This is a genomic window from Pseudoalteromonas sp. APC 3224 (genome assembly GCF_030407535.1).
In the GTDB taxonomy this organism is placed as follows: Bacteria; Pseudomonadota; Gammaproteobacteria; order Enterobacterales; family Alteromonadaceae; genus Pseudoalteromonas.
The window spans coordinates 43261-64127 of the sequence record NZ_JASDDF010000003.1; the positions used below are offsets into that span (position 1 = coordinate 43261).

General features: G+C 39.6%; 18 protein-coding genes and 2 pseudogenes. 17 read left to right on the forward strand and 3 right to left on the reverse strand.

The annotated features are described in order from the left end of the window. Nucleotides 1-35: 35 nt before the first annotated feature. Genes QL989_RS02090 through djlA form a run of 3 tightly spaced genes read left to right on the forward strand, consistent with a single transcriptional unit; the run spans nucleotide 36 to nucleotide 2581 of the window. A complete protein-coding gene (locus tag QL989_RS02090) occupies nucleotides 36-1037 on the forward strand; it encodes a phosphotransferase (RefSeq protein WP_290167834.1) in 1002 nt (333 codons plus the stop codon). Continuing rightward, complete coding sequence (gene murU, locus QL989_RS02095; protein ID WP_138609117.1) at nucleotides 1034-1690, forward strand: N-acetylmuramate alpha-1-phosphate uridylyltransferase MurU; 657 nt, start codon at nucleotides 1034-1036, stop codon at nucleotides 1688-1690. The genes QL989_RS02090 and murU overlap by 4 nt, the downstream gene beginning before the upstream one ends. A 33-nt stretch (nucleotides 1691-1723) precedes the next feature. Next, complete coding sequence (gene djlA / locus QL989_RS02100; RefSeq protein WP_290167836.1) at nucleotides 1724-2581, forward strand: co-chaperone DjlA; 858 nt, start codon at nucleotides 1724-1726, stop codon at nucleotides 2579-2581. Here the strand turns inward: djlA and QL989_RS02105 are convergent. Together QL989_RS02105 and rluA are read right to left on the reverse strand one after the other, a co-directional pair. Next, a complete protein-coding gene (locus tag QL989_RS02105) occupies nucleotides 2564-3493 on the reverse strand; it encodes a DUF3530 family protein (RefSeq protein ID WP_198523691.1) in 930 nt (309 codons plus the stop codon). The genes djlA and QL989_RS02105 overlap by 18 nt on opposite strands. Before the next feature lie 92 nt (nucleotides 3494-3585). Next, nucleotides 3586-4239: a bifunctional tRNA pseudouridine(32) synthase/23S rRNA pseudouridine(746) synthase RluA gene (rluA, locus tag QL989_RS02110; RefSeq protein ID WP_198523690.1), complete on the reverse strand. Its 654-nt coding sequence runs from the start codon at nucleotides 4237-4239 to the stop codon at nucleotides 3586-3588. Nucleotides 4240-4375: 136 nt separating this feature from the next. On the opposite strand from rluA, the gene QL989_RS02115 reads away from it, so the two are divergent. Together QL989_RS02115 and QL989_RS02120 are read left to right on the forward strand one after the other, a co-directional pair. After that, on the forward strand, nucleotides 4376-4603 hold the full coding sequence (locus QL989_RS02115) for a CopG family transcriptional regulator (RefSeq protein ID WP_033103989.1): 228 nt from the start codon (nucleotides 4376-4378) through the stop codon (nucleotides 4601-4603). Continuing rightward, nucleotides 4603-4890 (forward strand): type II toxin-antitoxin system RelE/ParE family toxin, encoded by a 288-nt coding sequence (locus QL989_RS02120; protein ID WP_138564027.1) that lies wholly within the window; start codon nucleotides 4603-4605, stop codon nucleotides 4888-4890. Before QL989_RS02115 ends, QL989_RS02120 begins: the two co-directional genes overlap by 1 nt. Nucleotides 4891-5080: 190 nt before the next feature. Here QL989_RS02120 and rapA read toward each other — a convergent pair whose 3' ends face one another. Then, a complete protein-coding gene (gene rapA / locus QL989_RS02125) occupies nucleotides 5081-7975 on the reverse strand; it encodes an RNA polymerase-associated protein RapA (RefSeq protein ID WP_290167841.1) in 2895 nt (964 codons plus the stop codon). 299 nt (nucleotides 7976-8274) lie between these two features. Here rapA and QL989_RS02130 point away from each other — a divergent pair. The 12 genes and pseudogenes from QL989_RS02130 to QL989_RS19160 all read left to right on the forward strand — a co-directional run. Next, a pseudogene (locus QL989_RS02130) lies at nucleotides 8275-9132 on the forward strand (PIN domain-containing protein); the annotation flags it as partial. Between the two features lie 257 nt (nucleotides 9133-9389). Next, complete coding sequence (locus tag QL989_RS02135; protein ID WP_008109623.1) at nucleotides 9390-10772, forward strand: PhoH family protein; 1383 nt, start codon at nucleotides 9390-9392, stop codon at nucleotides 10770-10772. 192 nt (nucleotides 10773-10964) lie between these two features. Further along, nucleotides 10965-11327, forward strand: a complete 363-nt coding sequence (locus QL989_RS02140; protein ID WP_024595179.1) for a hypothetical protein — start codon at nucleotides 10965-10967, stop codon at nucleotides 11325-11327. 208 nt (nucleotides 11328-11535) lie between these two features. Then, complete coding sequence (locus QL989_RS02145; protein WP_013465892.1) at nucleotides 11536-12573, forward strand: hypothetical protein; 1038 nt, start codon at nucleotides 11536-11538, stop codon at nucleotides 12571-12573. Then, nucleotides 12570-12887: a hypothetical protein gene (locus QL989_RS02150; protein ID WP_008109627.1), complete on the forward strand. Its 318-nt coding sequence runs from the start codon at nucleotides 12570-12572 to the stop codon at nucleotides 12885-12887. Before QL989_RS02145 ends, QL989_RS02150 begins: the two co-directional genes overlap by 4 nt. Before the next feature lie 12 nt (nucleotides 12888-12899). Further along, nucleotides 12900-13247: a hypothetical protein gene (locus QL989_RS02155; protein WP_016899198.1), complete on the forward strand. Its 348-nt coding sequence runs from the start codon at nucleotides 12900-12902 to the stop codon at nucleotides 13245-13247. A 157-nt stretch (nucleotides 13248-13404) separates the two neighbouring features. Further along, a complete protein-coding gene (locus QL989_RS02160) occupies nucleotides 13405-13758 on the forward strand; it encodes a hypothetical protein (protein WP_182819550.1) in 354 nt (117 codons plus the stop codon). Between the two features lie 107 nt (nucleotides 13759-13865). Next, entirely contained in the window at nucleotides 13866-14363 is a 498-nt protein-coding gene (locus tag QL989_RS02165; RefSeq protein WP_004589252.1) for a DUF411 domain-containing protein, read from the forward strand. After that, a complete protein-coding gene (locus tag QL989_RS02170) occupies nucleotides 14363-15790 on the forward strand; it encodes a TolC family protein (RefSeq protein WP_024601761.1) in 1428 nt (475 codons plus the stop codon). Before QL989_RS02165 ends, QL989_RS02170 begins: the two co-directional genes overlap by 1 nt. After that, nucleotides 15790-17547: an efflux RND transporter periplasmic adaptor subunit gene (locus QL989_RS02175; protein WP_076923063.1), complete on the forward strand. Its 1758-nt coding sequence runs from the start codon at nucleotides 15790-15792 to the stop codon at nucleotides 17545-17547. Before QL989_RS02170 ends, QL989_RS02175 begins: the two co-directional genes overlap by 1 nt. A 15-nt stretch (nucleotides 17548-17562) precedes the next feature. Further along, nucleotides 17563-20727, forward strand: coding sequence for an efflux RND transporter permease subunit (locus QL989_RS02180; protein ID WP_024601763.1), 3165 nt, complete (start codon nucleotides 17563-17565; stop codon nucleotides 20725-20727). Between the two features lie 53 nt (nucleotides 20728-20780). Next, nucleotides 20781-20867, forward strand: a pseudogene (locus QL989_RS19160) (copper resistance protein CopC); the annotation flags it as partial.

Genomic DNA, 20867 nt, shown 5'->3' on the forward strand with positions numbered 1-20867 from the left:
GCAAAGTAATTAGTGAAAAATAGATAGCTTATAAAATGACACGTTTTGAGAGTTTACAACAGTTTATTAATACTCACTTTAGTGAGCAATCCTGCGCGCTTAATGCAATAACCGCAGATGCCAGTTTTCGCCGTTATTATAGGTTAAGCGCTGAAAATAAAAGCTTTATTGTGATGGACTCAGATCCAAAAAAAGTTAACAACGTCCCTTATATTGCATTAAATAAGATGTTTTCTGAGCAGGGGTTTTTATTACCATCCATTATTCATAGTGATGAGCAGCAAGGTTTTTTTATTTTAAGTGATTTGGGTAACACCCATTTAGCTGACTTGCTTGATGATGCCAATCGCAGCGAGCATTACCAGCAGCTGATCAGTTTAAGTGCCAAGTGGGCTAAAACGCCTAAAGCTCCGTCAATGAATCCGTATGACCATGACTTTATTGCACTTGAGCTGGATATTTTTAAAAATTGGTTAGTTAATGATTTTATTTGTACAGAGCTCAGCGCTGAGCAACAAATTATTTGGCAAACAAGTACTGCGCTGCTAATCAATACACTGCTTGAACAACCCACAGTGACTATGCATCGTGATTACCATAGCCGTAATATTATGCGCTGCGAGCAGCAATGGGCAATTATTGATTATCAAGACGCGGTACAAGGTCCGTTATGTTATGACTTAGTCTCGCTTTTAAGAGATTGTTATTTTAAATTGCCCAACGACGAGCTGACTCATTTACTTGAGTTTGGTTATGACGAATTTAAGCGACAAAGTTTAATAACTAACGAGTCATTCGCACAATTTAAGTATTGGTTTGATTTAACTGGCTTGCAGCGCCATTTAAAAGCAGCGGGTATTTTTTGTCGCTTGTATTTACGGGATGGCAAAAAAGGTTACTTAACCAATATATTACCAACACTAGCGTATATTGTTGAAGTGGCGGCAGAGTATCCAGAGCTTAGTGACTTGTCTGATTGGGTAAAAAATTACGTAGTACCAAAAGTACAGCAGCGGTTAAAAGAGGAACAACTATGAAGGCCATGATCTTAGCTGCAGGACGCGGTAAACGTATGATGCCGCTCACCGCACAGTTGCCAAAACCTATGTTATGTGTGGCAGGTAAACCACTTATTGAGCATCATATTATGCGCTTAAAAGCAGCTGGTATTACGCAGATTGTGATTAATCTCGCCTGGCAAGGAGATAAAATAAAAACCTACTTTGCAGATGGCAGTGCATGGGGTGTAAGTATTACCTATAGCCAGGAAGCAACTGGCGGGCTTGAAACTGCTGGCGGAATTATTCAAGCACTTCCTTTATTAGATGAGTCATTTATTGTTATTAATGGTGATGTTTACAGCGATTACGATGTTAGTGCATTAATGCAGCTGCATTTACAGCCAAAAGAAGCGCACATTGTATTGGTTGAAAATCCTGCGCATAATCCAGATGGTGATTTTACGCTAAGCCACTTACCTAATAGTGAACAGCGCTATACTTTTTCTGGAATTGGCCGTTATCAGGCTGATTTCTTTGAAGGGCTGCCCCCAGGTATTCTCCCGTTAGGGCCTTTACTGCGTGAAAAATTAAATGAACATTTAGTCTCCACTGAACTCTATATTGGCCAATGGGACGATATAGGCACACCAGAGCGTTTATCGACTCTTAACCAACAATTAGCACCATAAGCTAAATATAAAACACTAGAGGTAAGTTTTAAAATGTGGGGAAAAATTCTCGGTTTCTGTTTTGGTTTTATGTTTGGCAAAATATTTGGCGCTATTTTAGGCTTATACCTAGGCCATATGTTTGATAAAAGTCTAAAGAAAGACTTTGAACAGGCTGGCGGCTTCTCTAACCTTTTTAAAGGCGATGATGTTAACGAGCGCCAAGCACTGTTTTTTTCTAGCTGCTTTGCAGTAATGGGGCATATCGCCAAGTCAAATGGACGAATAAGCGAAACCCATATTAAAGCTGCGACGCTATTTATGGATGAAATGGGCTTAAAAGGCGAAGAGCGCCGTGAAGCGCAGCAGGCATTTCAATCGGGTAAAGACAGCGACTTTTCACTCAAAGACACGGTTTATGACTTTAAAGAACGTTTTGCTAAACGTTACGATTTACTGCAGTTATTTTTAGAAATTCAAATTCAAATGGCGTTTTCTGATGGCGTGCTTGCCGCGCAAGAAAAGCAGTTACTGCAAGAAGTAAGCAAGCAGTTGGGGGTATCTAAAGCACACTTTGCCTTTGTACTAAAACGTTATCAAGCAGAGTTTAATTTTAGGCAGCAACAACAGCGTTTTAGGCAGCAGCAAAGTCAAAGTAGTAGTTACCGAGAAGGCTCAGGACATCATGTACCGCCAAGTAATGATATGAATCGCTCGCAGGCATTGGCCTTGTTAGGGCTAAATAAAGATGCGTCGCAACGTGATATTAAAGTAGCGTACCGTAAGCTCATGGCTCAGCACCATCCTGATAAACTGGTATCGCAAGGTTTACCTAAGCACATGATGGAAGTAGCAGTAAAAAAAAGCCAAGATATTCAAGCCGCTTACGAGTATTTAAAAAAGGCGGCGTAAAAAACCGTCTATTTCTTTGCTCAAGCGTGCATGTTGCTGTGGCGCGTCGCGCAATCCAAATAGCTGGCGCTGGCGGTAATCAAACTTTGCATTACGGTTAACCCAACGCTGACGGTTTTTAAGGTTCATTAAGATATCATTACTGTCTGTAGCAAAATAAATATCCAACAAAGCAGGGGTGACCAAGGATGTTATTTGGCTTAACTTGGCATTGCGTTTTGTATTAGGAAGGTAACTACTCAAACTAATGAAGGCGTTTATTTTTAAGTCTGCAAATTCAGCGTAGTGCTCCAACAACACCCCAGCACTGGTGCCTTGTGCAATAACAACAATATTGTCAGACTCCATTGCTGCCTGCTGATACAAAGCTTCGTAGCGAGCGAGCAGTTTTAACTTGTAGTTATCCACGACCTCGGTATTTACTTGCTCAACATAGTCGGCATGATGAGGCTGTTTTTGTGTGCTGGTGCCAGGCTCAGTATTTGCGTTGGCTGTTTCATTATTTGTGCCCACAGAATCATTAATCGTTTTTGCTGTGTCATCTTGGGCTGCTTGCCAATCTATATCAGGAACTGTCATCGCATAAGAAGTGTACCCATGATTATTCAGCTCTTTACGCAAAAAGTTCATGCCGGAATTGTTTGTGGGCGTTGATTGCCAGTCAGGAATGAGTATGACCACCCCTCTAAAGTCGGCGCTCATATATTCACTGTATAAAGTTAAAAACTCAGTATCACCAGCTAAAATAGACTTTACTTCATCACTTTGGGCTAGGCGAGAGATATCCGCATCAATATTTTTTGAAAAGGGAGGAGGAGCGATATACTCAGCACTAAGCACTTGAAAACTGATTAATGCACAGCCAAGCGAAAGAGTAGTAATAATGACTTTAAACATCTGCGTAATAAACATAATAAGCTTTTAATTTAAATCTTATTTATGTATCGGCGTAGCACTCTTAAAGTTTAGCTATTTACTGCAAATAACTAAAAGATTAATCCGTATTAAAACTCGGGTTCAGCTTCAAAAGTAAGTACTTGCTCTGTTACAGGGTGTTTGAGTTGTAGCATTTGTGCATGCAGCTGTAGGCGAGGAGCCGCAGCAAGTGCGTCTTTGTGGGCATATAAACGATCGCCTAAAATAGGGTGGCCTAAGCTTAGCATATGTACTCGCAGCTGGTGGGAGCGCCCAGTAATAGGAGTAAGCTCTACACGGGTTGCCTGTGCTTCACGTTCAAGCACTTTAAAATGGGTAAGCGAGGGTTTGCCATTGTCGTGATCAACCATTTGCTTAGGGCGGTTCGGCCAATCACAAATAAGCGGTAAATCAACGGAGCCGGTTTCATTTTCAAGCTGCCCATAAATTCGCGCAATGTAACGTTTTGCCGTTTCGCGCTCTTGAAATTGCATACTTAAATGTCGATGAGCGGCTTTGTTCATTGCCAAGCAAAGTATTCCTGAGGTAGCCATATCTAAACGGTGAACAATTTTAGCCGTAGGAAAAACACGGTTGACGCGATTAATTAAGCTATCGGCATGTTTTGGGTCTTTACCTGGTACGGTGAGTAACTCGCTAGGCTTATTTACAATAAGTAAATCATCGTCTTGAAACAGTATAGTTAAATACGGGCTCATAGGGGGATTGTAATTAACTAACACGGCAGACCTCAGTGATTTTTAAGTGCGCTATTTTAGTGGAGTGAGGGCAAAGGCTCAAGGGAAAAGGTAAAAGTTTAATTGCGTATTTTTTAGTCTGGTGTAAAATTACACCAGACTAACGTTTTGGAAATTCATTATGGCAAGACAAAGTATTTCACTTACTGAACAAAATGATTTATGGCTACGTAATCATGTTGAGAACATCGGTGATTACGCAAATAAAAGTGAATTGGTGAATGATTTAATTCGCCGTGCAAGAAGGGCTGAAGCTATAAATAGTAAGCTTGCTAACGCAGAAAAAAGCGGTTTTAGTGCTCAATCTGCCGATGAAATGTTAGCAGAATTTAAAGCAAGCATTAAGTAGTGCGCACATTTAAACTTTCAAACGATGCCAAAGAAGACTTACGTCGTATTTATCAATATGGTTGCAAAGCATTTTCACAACAGCAAGCAGATATTTACTTTTACAGTTTCTTTTCTATGTTTGAAAAGCTAGCTGCAAATCCTTATTCCTATCAATCAGTTGAACATATTCGTACAGGCTATCGGCGTGCAGTTTGTGGCTCAGACAGTATTTATTACAGAATTTCAGCAACGGATGTTGAAATAATGGCTATTTTAGGCGGTCAAGATACTGATGAGTGGCTGTAATTAAATAAGTACTAATGAGTAATTGATAAAATTAAATACTATAAGCTTAGTATATGAAATTTAGATGTACCTTATTGATATAAAAATAAAAGCGCGATATAAATATCGCGCTTTCTTTTTTATACACACACGTTAGTAATCTTTAACTAATGACTTACAGCTTATAGCTTATAGCTAACAGCTAGATTCTCTAGTGCGAAACCACAATCAAACGAATGGCATCGAGTTTTAACTGCGCTTTTTCAATATGTGCGGTTAGCTCATTGCGTTGTTTATCGTAAAAGGTAATTTCCTCTTGGCGAATGTTTGGATTAATTTGCTTCAGTGCAACTAATCGCTGTTGTTCTTCGCTTAACGATGTTTGCATTTTTGCTAATGACTCGGCACGGATAACATCCAGCTTTTGTTGCGCCATGTCTTTTGCGGTATTGATCATTGGATGAACCGCACTTTGTAATGCACCAGCTAATTTACTCGCCGTTTGACGACCTACCGCAGATAGTTGCTGATTAAAGCCATCAAAACCAACATTTTCACCTAAGTTATTACTGCTCTTATCGAGTAAAATACGAATTGGCGTAGGGGGTAAAAAGCGACCCACTTGCAGTACTTTTGGTGCCATGGCTTCGGCAACAAATATTAGCTCAACAAAAAAGGTGCCTGGTGGTAACTTTTTGTTTTTAAGTAACGCCACCGATGAACTACCAAAATCATCATCACAAATCATATCCATAGTGCCTTGCACCATAGGGTGATCCCAACTAATAAAGTGCACATCTTCCTGAGAAAGCGCGGTATCACGGTCAAAGGTTACTGTCATACCATCGTCTTTTAGCGATGGGAACGAAGCGTTTAACATGTGCTCAGTGGGCTTTAAAATAATGGTGTTTTCACCTTTATCTTCTTGGCTTACACCAAAGGTGTCGAACACGTTGATCATGTAGCTTGGCAGTTCAAACTGGTTATCGAGCTTTTCAATGTCAGCTACAAGTGAGTCAGCAGCACCTTGTCCCGATGAATGTAGCTCTAGTAAGCGATCTCGACCACTTTCCATTTGCTTACGTAATATTGCATTCTTTTGTGCTACTTGCTCAAGGAGTGGATCTAGCTCATCTTCATCACAATTATGAGCAGCAATGTACTCAAGTAAATCTTCGCTAAACTCTTTATACAGCAACTGCCCAGTGGTTGAAGTGCTTTCAAATGCATCTAAGCCTTCGTTATACCAACGCAGTAGTACTTCTTGTGCCGTGTTTTCAAAATAAGGCACGTGAATGTTCACATCTTGTGTTTGCCCTATACGGTCTAATCGACCAATACGTTGCTCAAGTAAATCGGGGTTAAGTGGTAAATCAAATAACACTAAGTGATGTGAGAACTGGAAGTTACGACCTTCTGAACCGATTTCTGAACACAGTAATATTTGTGCGTTATCGTATTCATCGGCAAAGAATGCCGCAGCGCGGTCACGTTCAATAATCGACATACCTTCATGGAACACAGACGCTTTAATTGCTTCGCGTTCACGTAATATTTGCTCAAGGCTAATCGCTGTTTCGGCTTTAGCACAAATAAGCAGTACTTTTTCACGCTTGAGTGTTTTTAGCGTTTCAATTAACCAATCTACGCGAGGGTCAAATAATCCCCAACTTGCGCTTTCACCTTCAAATTCTTGAAATATTTTTTCAGGGAAAAGTGCACGTTGCGCACTAAGCTCGGCATTTTGAATGCCACTCATATTACCCAGTACGGTCATTGCTGTTTTGTATTGCTTAGGTAATGCCATTGGGTAGGCATGTAATTTACGGCTAGGGTAGCCATCAATGCCACTGCGGCTATTTCTAAATAATATGCGCCCAGTGCCATGGCGATCTAATAACATAGTGAGTATTTCTTTGCGTGCAGCAAGGTCGCCTTGTTGGGCTTTTTCAAGGATATCGGTGATATCTGTTTCTTTTAATAGCTCAATTAATGTGGCTTTTGCGCTGTTATCCAGTGCTTGTTCTTGTAATAACTGATTAGCAGCTTCGGCAACGTCTTTGTAGTTTGCTTCTTCTTCTTTAAACACGTCATAGTCGTAAAAACGATCTGGATCGAGCAGTTGTAAACGAGCAAAATGACTACGATGACCCAGTTGGTCTGGCGTAGCGGTAAGAAGAATTAGCCCTGGAATATCTTGGCTCAGCTCAGCCATACGTTGGTATTCGGCACTGGGTTTATTGTTGTTAATGCTTAAATGATGGGCTTCATCAATTACTAATAAATCCCAGTCGGCCAAAGTAGCTTGTTCAAACCAGCGTTTTTTCTTGGTTAAAAACTCAAGGCTAGTAAGCACCAGTTGCTCGGTATCAAATACATTGGGTGAATCAGCAAACGCTTCGTCGCAGCGTTCTTCATCAAAAATTGAAAAACGTAAATTAAAACGGCGTAGCATTTCTACTAACCATTGGTGTTGTAAGTTCTCAGGCACAACAATAAGTACACGGCTGGCACGACCGGTGATAATTTGTTGATGTAAAATCATGCCCGCTTCGATGGTTTTACCTAAGCCTACTTCATCAGACAGTAATACCCGTGGCGCAAAGCGTTTACCTACTTCTTGGGCAATATAAAGCTGATGCGGAATAAGGTTGGCACGTTGGCCAATTAAACCTTTAATAGGTGACTGTTGGCGTTCAAATTGGTGTAACCAAGTTTGGTAGCGCAAAGTGTATCTATCAAAGCGGTCTACTTGGCCCGCAAATAAGCGGTCTTGCGGTTTATTAAATTTAATAAAGTGGTCTAAAAAGGTTTCTTTTAATTGTGCTTTTTCACCGTTATCAATACGTTCACCGTGATAGCACAGTAATTCGCCTTGTACTTCAATTGACTCAACTTGTAATTCCCACTCCTCAACGCTTCGGATCACATCACCAGGATTAAATGCTACGCGGGTTACCGGAGCTTCTGCAGAAGAATAAACACGGTTTTCACCACTGGCAGGAAATAAAATGCTGACCTGGCGGCCATCAATGGCAACAACGGTGCCCAATCCTAAATCTGACTCTGTGTCACTTATCCAACGCTGACCTAAGGAAAAATTCATGTATGTCTCGTCTATGAAGAAAAAGGCGGCTATGTTACCTGTTAGATAACACCACTGCAAGGCGCTATTTGCCTGACTTTTAATTAATTTTATAAGTATGAATTATTACCAACCCTAAGCGCTCATTAGTGCGTCGATTTTGTGGAAAATTCAAACTAAATGATATTTGTCATAAAACAGACTTTTATGACAAATAGACTAAACTCAAAATATACCTAAGTAATTAATCAAGTTTATTAGTAACCACTGATTAGTTTATTGGGTATAGCATAAAAATCATAAAACGTAAGGAAAGTACTATGGGAAAAGCTTCAAATTTTGATAGTAAAATGTATGTGCTAGATACCAATGTATTACTTCACGAACCCCTCGCGTATTTGTCATTCCAAGAGCACCAAGTGGTTATCCCAATGACCGTATTGGAAGAACTTGATCATATAAAAGATAGAAAACACGATGTGAGCCGCGATGCGCGAGTGGCTATTCGTGGCCTTGATGGGGTGTTGAGTCAGGCAACTCCTGAACAAATGTTACAAGGTGTGGCGCTGCCAAGGAATAAACAAGGCGGATCGACAGGCAGCTTAATTATTGTAAACGACCATTTATTTGCCGATTCTATTTCTGGTTTGCCGGGCAATGAAAACGACCACCGTATTATTAATTGTGCGGTGCATTTACAAAACCAGCACAGCGATTCAAAAATTGTATTGGTGACAAAAGATATTAACATGCGCTTAAAAGCCAAAGGGGCAGGCCTTAAATATGTTGAAGACTATCGTACTGATCAGTTAATTGACGATATCGCCTTACTTACCAGCGGCTATAAAAAAATTACTGGTGATTTTTGGCAGCACGTAGGGCAATGCGAAACACAGCAGCACGGCCGTGATACGTTTCATTATGTGGCTAAAAACTTAATTCCTGATGTGTTTTGTAATGAATATTTACTTGATGATGGCGATCAGTTTGCCGCTAGAGTTAAATCTTATGATGGTGAGCATATTACCATTAAAGATATTGGTGCAGAGCGATTGATGCATCAAAGTGCATGGGGAATAAAGCCAAAAAATTTTTACCAAGCAATGGCTATTGATGCCTTGCTCGACACGTCTATTGAATTAGTAATACTTACTGGTCCTGCTGGGTGTGGTAAAACAGGTATTACTGCAAGCTTTTTTTCAATATTTGTGCAGACCTATCTACAGACCTTATTCTTACTGAATAAATTGAGTATTTATAACAGGCTAAGATCTAATCTCTCTAACATGTCATTAAGTGTGACTTAAAGAATAGAACCATTCATCAATAAATATAAATAATGGATTTAACCTGCAAGAGGCACAAACAAAAATAATAAAGCTAAGGTAAATCTAAAATGCTAATTAATGAAAATCGTTCTCAAAGGAGAACTAAAATGAATAATCCAAGTGAAAACAAAAACCCAAGAGTATTGGATACATCGGCACTAGTTCATGATCCAAAGTCACTTCTTGCGTACAGTGAAGACGTATACATCTGTCTAACAGTTCTAGAAGAATTAGATAACTTAAAAGAAAGAACTAACAAATCGGTTAGTGCTGATGCTCGTGTATGTATTCGTATGCTTGAAGATATAATAAATGGGCACAGTGCAGAAGAGATGGAAGCTGGTATTCCACTACCTTCTACTGAAACAGCTAAACGAGGAAAACTGTTTATTGGAATTGATACCCAGCTCGATATGGCTAAAGAGTTAAAGCACGGTATTGGAAGTGACGCTGACAATAGAATAATTAACTATGCACTGTATCTTCAGAAGGACTTAGATAAAGACGTAGTAATTGTTAGCCGTGACATTAATATGCGCTTGAAAGCTCGAACCGTAGGGGTCATGGCAGAAGACGTTGCCGTAGATAATCAAATATCAGATATTGATCTTTTATACACAGGGGTACAAGCCTTTAAAGGAGATCTTTTTGATCGAATTAAATCAGACAAAGACTTCAAGGTTTCAGGAGAAGTTTATACTTTCCCAATAAGTCTATTTAATGATGAAGTTCAGCCAAACATGTATTGGTACGATGAAGCTGGACACATTGGGCGAATTTCAGAAGTAACAGATACTGAGGTATTCACAAAGTTATTGCCTCGTAAACAAGAAAAAGTATGGGGCATTTTGCCTAAAAATCAGCGTCAGGCAGTAGCTTTAAGCCAATTAACAGATCCATATTATGACTTAAATATCATCCTTGGCCCTGCTGGCTCCGGAAAAACTTTTTTAGCAGTTGCTTCGGCGCTGCATCAAGTATTGGAGTTAAAAAAGTACAAAAAAATCGTTGTGGTGCGCTCCAGAGACTTTATGGACGATGATCCGGGGTTTTTACCCGGTGACCTGACAGAGAAATCAATGCCGTTATTAGCAGGTATAACAGATGCGCTTATATCAATGCATTCAGGTGATAACAATGAAGGTAATATTAGTGCAACTGTTGAGCATGTGATCGAAAAAGCCAATATAGAATTTACTAGTATGGCTTACTTCCGAGGTCGTTCAATAGACGATGCTGTTTTAATCATTGATGAAGCTCAAAACATGACTAGAGCGCAAATTAAGGGCATGTTAAGCCGTGGTGGCAAAAATTGTCGCACAATCGTGTTGGGCAACTTAGCCCAGATTGATGATAAGTTTGTCACACCCGCATCTTCAGGTGCTAGCGCGGCTGTTAACGTGTATAGAAACTATGAAAAAGGCTCAGTATTGATATTTGATGAAGTAGAGCGTAGTAGCTTGGCTGAATTCACTGAAAAGAACATGTAGGCATCAAACTACAATTCACATTTCCTTATAATATTGCGACAATAGCCACTGCTTTTTGCAGTGGCTTTTCAGAGAAGCCCGTTCCCACGAAAACAGGACGAAATGGATTTACTCTGAACTAAAAGATTAAATATTCACAAAAACTGAGTGACATAGGTGCGTGGCCTAGCGTTGCCGTTTTTTGGTGTATTGATGTCTTTTAATAAAGAAGACCTGCTAGTAAATATAAAAAGGCAGGCAAAACGATTATCTAAATTATTAACTATTCCCCTTGGACAAGCCCAAGAAGCCCTAGCTATTTGTCTGTATGACTGTAACAGTTACAGCGATTTACTAGTAAAAATAAAAGCTGAATCCTTTGACAACCCATTGATAGCACTGTCTGCTCTCTCACCAAACTCGGAAATATTTTTAGTAAAAATATTAGCTAGCCACCTAGATAGCATCATTGGAAATTTTGAAAAAAAATTTCCCGGTTCCAATATAAATGAAGAATTAGTCATATCCCTTTTCGGACTTAGCTTTGATGAGTTCAAAGCCAAAATTTCTGACTGATTTTGTACAAATCCGTAAGTTGCCATTTAAAAATTTAGCGATATTATGAGTGAAAGGTTGTGCGGACAGCCTACGCCTACACATGTTTTTCGCCTTGAAAAACGTGAACAGTGAAGCGGAGCATCCGTAAAAATTTGGTTATTTGAACAATAAATAAAGCAATGTGTTGGTAGGCCATTGTTTATTGGAAAGTTGTTTGGAGAACTAAGTGATCTCACTTTATCAATTAAAGAATAAGCTCAATAAACAAGCAAAAGAGTTTGCTGAGTTATTAGAGTTTCCTGATCTTTACGCCCAAGGCCTGTGGGCTAGAGGTGTTTATAACTGCCCTCATTTTTCTGATACCCATAAATATCTCTCTGAAGTATTTGAAAAGAAAAAGCTGGACTCAATTCTAAAGCACGATTCCCTGAAATATTTAATGATCAACGAATACGATGATCAAGAAATTATTGAATCGCTTCATAAAGAAATTGAGTCAATGGCAAACCGTATTGAAAGCCTGATGCTGGTAGATATCGAAACATTAGAGTTAGTTTCAGTGATATACCAAGTTTTAGGGTTGCCTGAAAATGCCAAGTTTATTGTAAATACAGGTGCAGACTTCCGCTTAGAGTGGCGACCATACTTTGATGCCTTTGATGATCCGTTGATAGTTCAATATGCAGATTTAAAAGTTCATGGTTGTTATTTCAGGCTAATCGCTTGCAAGTTTCCGTTTGAAAAGCTTTCCTTGGATGACATTAGAAAATACATGTACATCAATCATGTAAACCATAATGGTGAGTTTGAAGGCTGTATTTCTGAAGGAAATACATTTTCTAAGCATGTGCACTGGCTGGTGTTGACACTTGAATTATTCAGTAGCGGCAAAGTAAATAAGGCTCAGTTCAATCCAACAACCTTCAAAATCGAAGGTATGCGCTATTTGGTATATGGCTTCCCATTGATTCCTTCCTTTGTATCTGATTGGCACAAACCTGATTTATGTCTACGAGTCAAAAATCTAGATGGCGATCAGAAGTTCATTGTTCGTATCGAACAGCAAGATCTTGTTTTTTATGCGAGGCGCGTTGATACCAACTTTTTTAACACAATCGATTATGAAAAATACATTTCGTTGTATCAATCTAGTGTTCTGTCACATTTTGATGCTGACAACAATTTGCTTAAAGTTGATGGGGTTAAATATCTAAGTTTTTTTCGTCCTTTTTCTGTAGAAGATATGAAAGGAGTTCAAGCATGAGACCTAGAGTAAAACTAACCAACGCAAAACTTATCTCAATTCAATCTGATACAGAGGAAAAAGTTGAACGGGTGCTTTACGGCACATTTGCTGACGAAAATGAAAATGGTAAAGAAGGAGATGCTTTATTCACGATAAAGGTTTTGGAAATCAATGGTCTAGAAAGTAAGTGCTTTGGTGTTGACTTTTATATCTTAGATGCTGAATCTAAAGAGTTTGATGTAAATGCATTTGAGTTTAATTTAATGCATGAGTGTATGTATTCTCCTAATGAGTTATTAGAGCTGCGAGATATGCTCCCGGCTAGTTATTAGTAAGGGAATACGTTGGATAGAATATATTTAAAGGATGCCTACATAGTATCTGTTTACGACTATAAAGAATTTGAAAAAATATTTCTTGGCGAGTTTTTATCAGGGGGGGTTATTGAAGATGAAACATTCAGGTTTCGGCCATTTCAGCAAATCGTGACTTCAAAGATTGTTAGCAAATCTGCTGATGAGGATAAGTTAGAAATATACACACATAGTGGGAGTTGTTATGTGATTGATGCTGACCATAAGTTAATTGATATTTCATTTGTTGAACTGGTTGTTATGAGAGCAGGAGCTTATTCGGCAGATCGAGTTTTAGAAATGAGAGAGCAACTTAAGTCTCAAAATAAAAGCCATTGAATAGCGAAGATAAGAAGTCTGATGAGATTATTATTTGTCACTTACCTCTTTGAAAAATTTGACGATAATCAAATATTCATAAATGTTTATACAGCATCAATTGACTTAGTCAAAAATTTGCATTAGTATTAGAGATGTATATTTGTAAGAGAATTTTATGTCTAAAGCATTTTCAAAAGTCTTAGTAATGACGCTTATGCTGGTTGCCTTTGTAGGGCAAGCATTTGTGTATTCTGCTATGCCTTGCGAAATGTCATCAGGTTCTCACGAATCACACATGAACATGAACATGGATCATGGTGATATGAATAAAAGCAGTAATGGTCAATCAGAAGATTGTTGTGACGTTGAATGTATTTGTCCTGCAAATGCTTGCTCATCTACGACAGTCCTAAATTCCAGTATTGATTCGACAGATATTCAAATATTCAGTGAATCTGTAGCTGCTCTGCAATCTAAACAACCTCATTCAATTTCCACTTCCCTTTATCGTCCACCAATTTTTGCCTAATACAGGATTAGTGCGTCCAAATTTCTCGCACATGTAATTAATTTTTCTGTTAGTCAATATAGCGTCGTAGCGCTATAGATATTTTCCAGCGATGTCTGGGGGCAAAAATGATCAATAAGTATTTAAAAATAGCAGTAGTAATGCTGCTTTCACCTGCGTTTGCAAACGCCAACGAACATAACCATGCACACAATAACGACGTAACACCTTTGGAGTTAATCGTTTATAAAACCCCTACTTGTGGGTGTTGTAAAAAATGGATAACTCATATTGAAGACAAAGGGATCGTTGCGCATTCCAAAGATTTCCGAAACATCGGCAACATCAAAACTAAGTATGGTATCAAACCTAATTACCGTTCATGCCACACGGCAGTGAGTAGAAATGGATTTGCCTTTGAAGGTCATATACCTGCTAAATTTATTCAGCAGTTCTTATCAGAAGAACATCCCAATGCGATTGGGCTTTCAGTTCCAGCAATGCCAGTTGGCTCTCCCGGTATGGAAGTCGATGACCGCTTTATGCCATACAACGTGTTAATTCTATTTAAAGATGGAACGAGCAAAGTCTATGCAAAAGTTAAGACATACGAGGAGCAATTCTAATGAAATTGAACTCTTCAAACCTTACTTCACTTTCAACTGCATTAATACTCGGCTTATCTGTATTCTCAGCTCAAGCTGAGAAAGTAGTGTCGCTTGAACAAGCTATCACCTTAGCTCAGCAAAATGATCCTTGGCTTCATGGTAGCCGATTGAAACAAAGTGCAGTTGAAAATAGAAGTATTGCTTCAGGTACTTTGCCTGATCCGAAAGTATCGCTAGGGATAATGAATTTACCAACAGATACTTGGGATTTAGATCAGGAAGGAATGACTCAGCTAAAGGTTGGCGTCTCTCAAATGTTTCCGAGAGGCGACAGTCTAGAGATCAAGAAAGACCAGTTACAAATTGAGTCCACGAAATTTCCACTGTTACGAGAGGATCGTAAAGCTAAGTTGATAAGCCAAGTGTCACAACTTTGGTTAGATGCTTACTTAGCCCAACAAACTATTAAATTGATTGAAGATGATTGGTCTCTCTTTGAGCAGATGGCGGAAGTGGCTAAAGCTAGCTATTCAAACGTTGTTGGTAAAACTAGACAGCAAGATGTTATTCGTGCTCAGTTGGAAATCGTGCAGTTAGATGACAGATTAACTTCGCAAAAGCAGAAACTAGAAACGACAATCGCTCGTCTCAATGAGTGGCTTCATATTTACGATGCGGATCGTTTGAATGAATCATTCAACTTTGACGCGCAACCATTAGAGTTTAGCGTCTCAAAAGAATTGCCTTCGATTCAATTGAATAATCCAACAGTCCTAAAAGCATCTAATTACTCAAGAAATCTATTGGCTCAGGAGCTTTCGAATCACCCAGCCATACTTGCGATTGATATAAAACGCAAAGCTTCAGAAAAAGGAATTGAGTTAGCCAAACAGCAATATGAGCCGCAATGGGGTGTTAATGCTAGTTATGCCTATCGCGACAATATGCCCTCTGGTGATAGCCGAGCTGATTTATTTTCTGTTGGGGTAACGTTTGATTTACCCTTGTTTACCGAGAACAGACAAGATAAGCAAGTTGCAGCTTCTATTGCAGATTCAGAGACTATTAAAACCGAGAAACTATTACTGACAAAGCAAATGATCAGTGTTTTAGAAAAAGAACTAAGACAGCTTAAACGCTTATCAGATAGACAATCTATCTATCAAGAACAACTCCTTAAACAAACTCATGACCAAGCAGAAGCGTCATTGACAGCCTACACAAATGATGATGGCGATTTTGCCGAAGTTGTTCGAGCAAGAATTGCCGAATTAAATACCAGAATATCAGCTTTAAGAATTGATGTTGACGCACTTAAAACAGTTGCTCGTATCAACTATTTCTTTGCGCATTCTCAATCTAACTCAAATGCTGAACATAAGTCGATGCAAACTTCACACAAAACTAATCAGCACTTATCCAGTCAGCAATTTGGAGAAAAATAATGTCAACGAATACAAAAACAATTATTGCCATCATCATTGGGGCAGCACTTGGTGCTGGAGCATTGAGTTTATATCAAGGTACTGGCTCAAACAGTAATAGTAATGAAGCAACATCAGGAGAAAAAAAGCCTCTGTATTGGGTTGCACCGATGGATTCTAATTACCGCCGGGACAAGCCCGGTAAGTCGCCTATGGGGATGGATTTAATTCCAGTGTATGAGGAAGGATCATCTGGTGATGACTTTGGCCCCGGAGCAGTAAAAATTGCGCCTCATGTAGTGAATAACCTTGGGGTTCGCACTGCACCTGTTGAACTGAAAAATATGCATACTGAAATCTCAACGGTAGGTTATGTTCAATATGATGAAGATAAGCTAATTCATATCCACCCACGGGTTGATGGCTGGATTGATAAACTTTACATCAAAGCAGCAGGTAACCCTGTAGAGAAAGGGCAGCCTCTTTATACACTATATTCTCCTCAGTTAGTTAATGCTCAGGAAGAGCTGTTAATAGCGTTAAAGCGCAACAATAGTTCTTTAATTTCAGCAGCCAAAGATCGCCTAAAAGCGTTACAGCTTTCAGCAGACTTTGTTCAAAAGCTAGAAAAGACACGAAAGGTTCAGCAAACAATTACCTTTTATTCACCACAAGCAGGTGTTGTCGATGGTTTGAAGGTTAGAGAAGGTTTTTATGTAAAGCCGGGAAACACCTTATTAAGCATTGGCCAGCTAGATCAAGTTTGGGTTGAAGCAGAAGTGTTTGAACGTGACGCAGCCTTAATTAAAAAAGGACTTCCTGTATCAATGACACTGGATTATTTACCCGGTGAGGACTGGGCTGGTGTCGTTGATTATGTTTATCCAACATTGAACAGTAAAACACGCACACTCCGAGTGAGATTGAAATTTGATAACACAGACTATCAATTAAAACCAAATATGTTTGCACAAGTCTCTATTCACGCTAATCAAGCTGATAGCACCATCCTCGTGCCTAAAGAAGCCGTTATTAGAACAGGTAAACAGGACAGAGTAGTACTTGCGTTAGGTGATGGGCAATTTAAATCTATTGAAGTGACTATTGGCCGGGTTGATATCGACAGCATCGAAATATTAGACGGCTTAAATGAAGATGACGTTGTGGTGACATCTGCCCAATTCTTGATTGATTCTGAATCAAGTAAAAGCTCTGACTTTAAACGAATGACTCATGATGAAGTGCCTAACTCTGTTTGGATGCAAGGGGATGTTAATAGTGTTATGGCAGGGCACCGCATGGTTAATATTTCACATGGCCCTGCTGAAGCTTGGGATTGGCCTGAAATGGTTATGGATTTTACTGTGGCTGAAAAAGTCGATATTGACTCATTAAAGTCAGGTCAATCTTTGCACTTTGAAGTGAGCAAAACCGAAGAGGGTGGATATGAAGTTACTGGAATTCATATCATGAGTGAGCCTGCTGATATGAGTGAAGAAGTATCATCAGCAACAGTATCAGGTTTAATTAATGCGATTGATATTGATACACGGATTCTAAATATTAGCCGAGGCCCAATAGAGAAGTGGGATAGACCTGCTGCGACGATGGATTTTATCGTCGCGGACAATATAGAAATAGTTGATTTCAATGTTGGTGATAATGTCACTTTCACTTTTGAGGTTAGGGATGACTTAGTTATCACTGACATTTCTCTTGAATCAGATGAACAACACGGCAAGGAAAATAAGCCGGTCGTTGATCACTCGAATCATTAAGTTGGGAGAAAAATAATGATTGAATCAATTATTAGATGGTCAATTGGCAATCGCTTCTTTGTTATCTTAGCTACCTTAATTTTGATTGGTGGTGGGCTATTTTCAATAAAGAATACGCCTGTTGATGCACTACCAGATTTATCTGACGTTCAAGTAATAATTAAAACGAATTACCCCGGTCAGGCACCGCAAGTTGTTCAAGATCAGGTTACTTATCCACTGACAACTGCAATGTTGTCTGTTCCCGGCGCTGTTACTGTTCGTGGCTATTCATTTTTTGGTGACTCATTTGTTTACGTCATCTTTGACGAAGACACTGACTTATATTGGGCAAGGAGCAGAGTACTTGAATATTTAAGTCAAGTAGCCCCTTCACTACCCGCTAGTGCGCGTCCACAACTAGGGCCAGATGCGACAGGTGTTGGCTGGGTTTACCTATATTCTCTTGTAGATAAAACGGGCAACTTGGATATTAGCCAATTGCGTAGTATTCAAGATTGGTTCTTAAAATATGAATTGCAAACTGTCCCCGGAGTGTCAGAGGTTGCTGCCGTTGGTGGAATGGTTAAACAATATCAAATACAAGTCGATCCCGATAAGTTAAGAGCCTACGGTATACCACTTAGTCACATTCAAATGGCCCTTAAGCGTGGTAACCAAGAAACAGGTGCCTCTGTTGTTGAAATGGCTGAAGCAGAGTACATGGTTACCGCTACTGGCTATATCAAAAGTATTTCAGATATAGAGTTGATCCCTCTCGGTGTGAACGAACAAGGAACGCCGCTTACTATTGGCGATGTGGCAGAAGTTAACTTAGGTCCACAAATGAGACGGGGCATCGCGGAACTTAATGGTGAAGGAGAAGTTGTTGGTGGTGTGGTTGTTATGCGCTTTGGTGAAAACGCACAAAAAACCATTGATGGAGTAAAAGCCAAATTAGAAGAGTTAAAAAAAGGTTTACCCGAAGGAGTTGAAATAGTTACGGTTTATGATCGCTCTGGCTTAATAGGAGAGGCGGTAGAAAACCTATGGAGTAAATTGCTCGAAGAGCTTGCTGTCGTCGCGATTGTATGTGTTGCATTTCTGTTTCATTTGCGATCTTCGATTGTTGCAGTTGTCACTCTACCTATTGGCATCTTAGCTTCATTTATCATCATGCATATGCAAGGTATCAATGCGAATATTATGTCATTAGGTGGTATCGCTATTGCAATTGGTGCGATGACAGATGGCGCAATAGTGATGATTGAAAATATGCACAAGCATATGGAGAAAACACCACTAACAGATGAAAATCGCTGGCAAATTGTTGCTAAGGCTGCGAGTGAAGTAGGCCCTGCACTATTTTTTAGCTTACTGATCATTACAGTCTCATTCTTACCTGTATTTATCTTGGAAGCGCAAGAAGGAAGAATGTTCTCTCCGCTCGCCTATACAAAAACCTATGCAATGGCGGCATCAGCAGGTTTGGCGATCACATTGGTGCCTGTATTAATGGGGTACTTTATTCGAGGCAAAATTGTTTCAGAAAAGAAAAATCCGTTAAACCGATTGCTAATTGCTATTTACATGCCTGTTTTAAAGCAAGTAATGAAGTTTCCAAAATCGACAATTGTAGCAGCAATATTAGTGACTATCGTCGGTTTTTGGCCTGTTGATAAGATTGGTAGCGAGTTTATTCCTCCTCTAGATGAAGGAGATTTAATGTACATGCCGACTACATATCCGGGGATCTCTATTGGTAAGGCAAGAGAAATTCTACAGCAGACAGACAAGCTAATTAAAACAGTGCCAGAAGTTGAAACAGTATTTGGTAAAGTAGGAAGAGCTGAAACTGCAACTGATCCCGCGCCTCTAACTATGATTGAGACCTTCATTCAGTTGAAGCCTCAAGAAGAGTGGCGTGAGGGAGTTACAACAGAATCTTTAAAAGCTGAGTTTGATAAATTGGTTAAGTTTCCGGGCTTAACGAATGCTTGGGTTATGCCAATCAAAACTCGTATTGATATGTTGGCAACAGGTATTAAAACGCCTGTGGGTATTAAAGTCGCCGGACCAGAGCTTGATGTGATTCAGGAAATCGGCCAACAAATAGAGCAAATTTTACCCGAAGTTACAGGCACAGCATCAGTTTACTCAGAGCGAGTTGCAGGTGGACGATATATCAAGGTTGATATTTCACGCGATAAGGCAAGTCGCTTTGGGTTAAACATCGAAGATGTTCAACAAGTGGTTTCTACAGCTATTGGTGGTATGAACGTTACCCAAACGGTAGAAGGTCAAGAGCGTTACCCTGTTAACTTACGCTATCCGCAAGACTATCGAGACTCTCCTGAGCAGCTATCACGATTACCTGTTGTAACACCAAGTGGTCAACGCATTGCACTAGGTGATGTCGCAGATATTCGAGTTGAGAACGGTCCGCCGGGGATTAAGAGTGAAAATGCTCGTTTAAATGGCTGGACGTTTATCGATATAGACGGTGTTGACGTAGGTACTTATGTTGAAAGTGCAAAAATACACTTGGCTAATAATCTAAAACTACCAGCAGGTTATTCAATTACTTGGGCTGGGCAATACGAATATATGGAAAGAGCGAAAGAAAAGCTCACCTATGTATTGCCTTTAACACTCGCCATTATTGTTATTCTACTTTACTTAAACTTCAGAGCGTTTAGTGAGGTGGCTATCATTATCGTTACCTTGCCGATGGCGATGATTGGTGGCTTATGGTTGATGTATCTGGAAGGGTTTAACTTCTCTGTGGCTGTTGGCGTGGGCTTTATTGCTCTAGCTGGGGTAGCGGTTGAGATTGGTGTGATAATGTTGGTCTATCTCAATCAGGCACTTGCTGAGCTTAAGGAAAAAGCTGAAGAGCGAGCTGAACCTATCTCTGATGATGCATATCAAGATGCCTTATTGCACGGTGCTGGATTACGTGTTCGTCCTGTAATGATGACAGTAGCGACAATCATTATCGGCCTAATGCCTATTTTATATGGTACAGGAACAGGCTCTGAGGTAATGAGTCGTATTGCTGCACCAATGGTAGGTGGGATGACAAGTGCAGTCCTGCTAACTCTAATTGTTTTACCCGCGATTTATTCAATCGTTAAAAAGCCCGAAGTAAACGCCTTTAACAAGGAGCTTTCTAAGGCGGAGCTAAAAAGTAATGCTTAGCGAAGTTAAGAAACCATAAATAGCAATTTCAATAAACTAAAATAGAGGTAAATATGAAAAAACTAATTAAATTTTTAACCGTAATCAGTGTCGTTTTTAGTAGTGCGGTATTTGCGCATGTGCATCTTGAAAAAAGTGTG